The organism is Candidatus Gracilibacteria bacterium (assembly GCA_010119145.1).
In the GTDB taxonomy this organism is placed as follows: domain Bacteria; phylum Patescibacteriota; class Gracilibacteria; order BD1-5; family UBA6164; genus JAACSU01.
The window spans coordinates 1-3,415 of the sequence record JAACSU010000012.1 but is presented as its reverse complement, the minus strand read 5'-3'; the positions used below and the strand labels follow the sequence as shown (position 1 = coordinate 3,415).

Annotated in this window: 4 protein-coding genes; all 4 read right to left on the bottom strand. The window is 32.1% G+C overall.

Going from position 1 to position 3,415, the window contains the following annotated elements:
- The coding region (locus GW846_06120) for a cell division protein FtsZ (protein NDK10321.1) at positions 1 to 150 on the bottom strand (150 nt) is incomplete at its 3' end.
- Between the two features lie 95 nt (positions 151 to 245).
- Positions 246 to 1,523: a cell division protein FtsA gene (ftsA, locus tag GW846_06115; GenBank protein NDK10320.1), complete on the bottom strand. Its 1,278-nt coding sequence runs from the start codon at positions 1,521 to 1,523 to the stop codon at positions 246 to 248.
- An 86-nt stretch (positions 1,524 to 1,609) separates the two neighbouring features.
- On the bottom strand, positions 1,610 to 2,335 hold the full coding sequence (locus GW846_06110; protein ID NDK10319.1) for an FtsQ-type POTRA domain-containing protein: 726 nt from the start codon (positions 2,333 to 2,335) through the stop codon (positions 1,610 to 1,612).
- Positions 2,292 to 3,398 carry a hypothetical protein gene (locus tag GW846_06105; protein ID NDK10318.1) on the bottom strand — a complete coding sequence of 369 codons (1,107 nt, stop codon included), beginning with the start codon at positions 3,396 to 3,398 and terminating at the stop codon, positions 2,292 to 2,294. Before GW846_06105 ends, GW846_06110 begins: the two co-directional genes overlap by 44 nt.
- Positions 3,399 to 3,415 lie beyond the last annotated feature (17 nt).

The following is a 3,415-nucleotide window of genomic DNA, read 5'->3' as shown; positions in this document are numbered from 1 at the left end:
AAGTGCTTGAGCATCGGTATTGAGGGCGATAAATTCAACTCCGTTTATTCCTCCCTCAGCCACCATAAAAGATAAGGCGTTCCCACCTCCGCCTCCGATTCCAATTACTTTTATTCTGGCTGCCTGCCCCGCTCGCGGTTTAATTAACATAATAGATTTAATCAGATAAAATCAGATATAATTGGATGAAATCAGTTTTGTCTAATTCTATCTGATTGTATCCGACTCTGTCCGATTCTATCTGATTACGGAATAAACTGTTTGAAAAAAATTTTCAAATTTCCAATTGAATTCCCTAATTTAAAATCCTTCAAAATTTTACCAAAATTCTTAAAGTTATCCTTGTCAACAATAATATTATTTTTTCCATACAAAAGCAAACCGACCGTTGTTGAATATTGAGGGTCAATGACTTCATCAACTAATCCTGATACTTTCTCAGGGTAACCAATTCTAATTGGTAGGCCAACAACTCTTTTTCCGGTTTCAAGCATCCCGATTGTCAAGGCACCTCCACCGGTAATTACTAAGCCTGAAGGTATTTGTTGTCCAAATCCGCTTTTTTCAATTTCTTCAAAAATCAGTTTGAAAATTTCTTCAAGTCGAGGAGCGACGATCCCATCAACTAAAGTTTTTAAAGAAACATCAGTCAGGTCCTCCGGTAAATCAAGTTCCTTTAAATTAATCTGGGGGGCTTTTTTCTTTTCGTTCGAATTTGAAATATTTTTTCCTAAATTTTTGCTTAAAAATATCTTTATTTTTTCGGCGGAATCAAGTGAGACTCTTAGACCGACGGCGATATCATTGGAAATGTGACGAGCTCCAAGAGGGATTGATGAAGAATATGATAAAGCGCCATCAGCATATATTGAAAAATCAATTTTCCCCCCACCTATATCGACCAAGACTATGCCTAATTCTTTCTCGGTATTAGAAAGGACGGCTTCCGCCGAAGCTAAACCGGAAAAAACAAACCCTTCATTCTCAATACCTAAATCGCTTAAAATTCTTTCCTGATTTTTTAAATTGGTTGTTGACGCCGTAATAATATGAGTTTCGACTTCAAGCCGTACTCCGCTCATACCAACCGGATTTTTTATACCTGATTGACCGTCGACGATATAATCACGAGGGATGACTTCGATGATTCTTCTCGTTGATGAGAGTGAAATTGCTTTGGCAGCTTCTATAACCCTGGTCACGTCCTCTTCACTTATTTCGCCCTGCGGGTTTGAGACAGCTACAATTCCATGAGAGTTTAGAGAAGAAATATGAGGACCACCGACAGCCACGAAGGCTCTGTCAATTTTATGTCCGGCCATTCTTTCTGCCTTCTCAACACTTTCTTCTACCGCTTTTGTTGCCTCTTTTATATCAACGACTAATCCTTTTCGGACGCCTCGGGCTGGGGTAGTATTAAAACCGATTATTTTTAGCTCTTCTGTCTCAGTTGAATCCATTCCAACTACCGTCGCAATCTTTGAGCTTCCTATATCTATTCCGCAAATTAAAGTATCAACCATAATTGTTATAAATTGTTATAAATAGTCAAAGATAGTTATAAATAGTTTGTAGCCATTTAAAACTATTTTCAACCATTTCCAACTATTTAAAACTGTATTATTGGCTTGTTGAACCTCAGATCAATCTTTTTATAATTTCTTCCTTCTATTTTAAACTGTTTAATAATTAGTTCTAATTGATAATCCTGAATATCCTTATCCTTATTATCACTAAAGATTACTTGTTTACCATCAATTAAATTAAATACTAACATATCTTGTCCTTTGATATCAATAGTTAATACCGTTATGTTTATCCCGTTTAACTTATTTATAAAAAATAACACATTTCTGATATCCTTGTAGTCAATCCATTCCCCGGTCTGAAAAGAATTATTATTTAATTTTTGGTAATAATTAATTACCGGTAAATATTGAATAATATTTTTGCTTTTTTGTAAAATTCTTCCATCGCAGGATAGATTGAAGAAACCGTTATTGACAATTAATGAAGCACAGGGTTCGTATAATGAAACTGTTATTTTTAGGTTATTTGGCCAATTTTTTTCAACTTTGGCTGTTTTTACTAAATAATTTTCCTTGATTATTTTCTCACTGATTTTATCTGTATCTAAAAATAATAAGTTCTTGTTAATTATTTCATTTTTATTGTTTAATAAAAAATTTTTCTCTGATTCAACTTGGATATTCTTTATTAAAAAAAAATTATAAATAAAAAGGATAATAAAAAAAGAAACTGAACAAATAAGTAGAAAAAATATAATGTATTTAATCTTGTTTAAATATTTCGCTAATGAGATATTGAGAGACATTTTTTTTATAAAATTTTGTTAAATTTTTAAAATTACTTTTATAATAAGCTATTTTACCCATCATTTGACTAATCAATTGAAATAATTTTTCGCTTGGCGTGATTTGATGAAAAATTTCTCCACATCCCGCCTTGGCAAAAATTTCCGCATGCCGTTGTTGCTCTCGACCAGACGACCAAGGTAGGGGAATAAAAAGAGCCGGTTTTTTTAAGGATAAAAGCTCAAAAAATGTATTAGCTCCGGCTCTTCCAATTACCAGATCAGCTTGAGAATAGATATATCCGATTTCATCATCAAAGAAATGTTTAACTAAAAAATATCTTGATTTCAATTCCTTCGGTAACTTATTTTTTAAAAGAACCAAATCTTCATAATCGTGATATTCCTTAGTGTCTCCAACTTGGTGTATGACGATATAAGAATTTAATAATTTAAAAATTATTTTTTTAATATGTTGATTAATGCTGTGTGACCCAAGTGATCCTCCGGTGATATAAATAACCGGCAATGTTTTTTTTATTTCGAAAACTTTTTTATTAATTTTAAAAATTGAAGGTTTAACCGGGTTTCCGGAAACATAGGTTTTTTTAAACGGAAAATTATTTTTTATATCTTCAAATGAAACAAAGATTTTTTTAGAAAAAAAACTTATTATCTTATTGGCTAAACCGGGACGGATTGTCTGCTCATGAGTATAGATAGGTACTCTAAAAACATATCCCCAAAATACAATCGGTAAAGCTAAATAACCACCAAATGACATAATTTTATCGGGCCGGTATTTATTGATAATAAAAAATGCCTGAATAAAACCAAATGGAATTTTAACAAGACTTATTATTGAAGAAAAAGAAATAATTCGATTTAATCTTCCAGCTTCAAGCGAAACAAATACTAAATCTTTTTTGCTAATTTCTCTATATTCTAAGGATAATGTTTTTTCTTTATCGGTCGGATATTTTCGGCCAACAAAGATTACGTTAATCTGACTTTTTATCCTTTCAAGTTCATCGATCAGAGATAAAGCCGGTGCTAAATGACCACCAGTAATTAAAAGTTTCATAATTATATTATACCTTT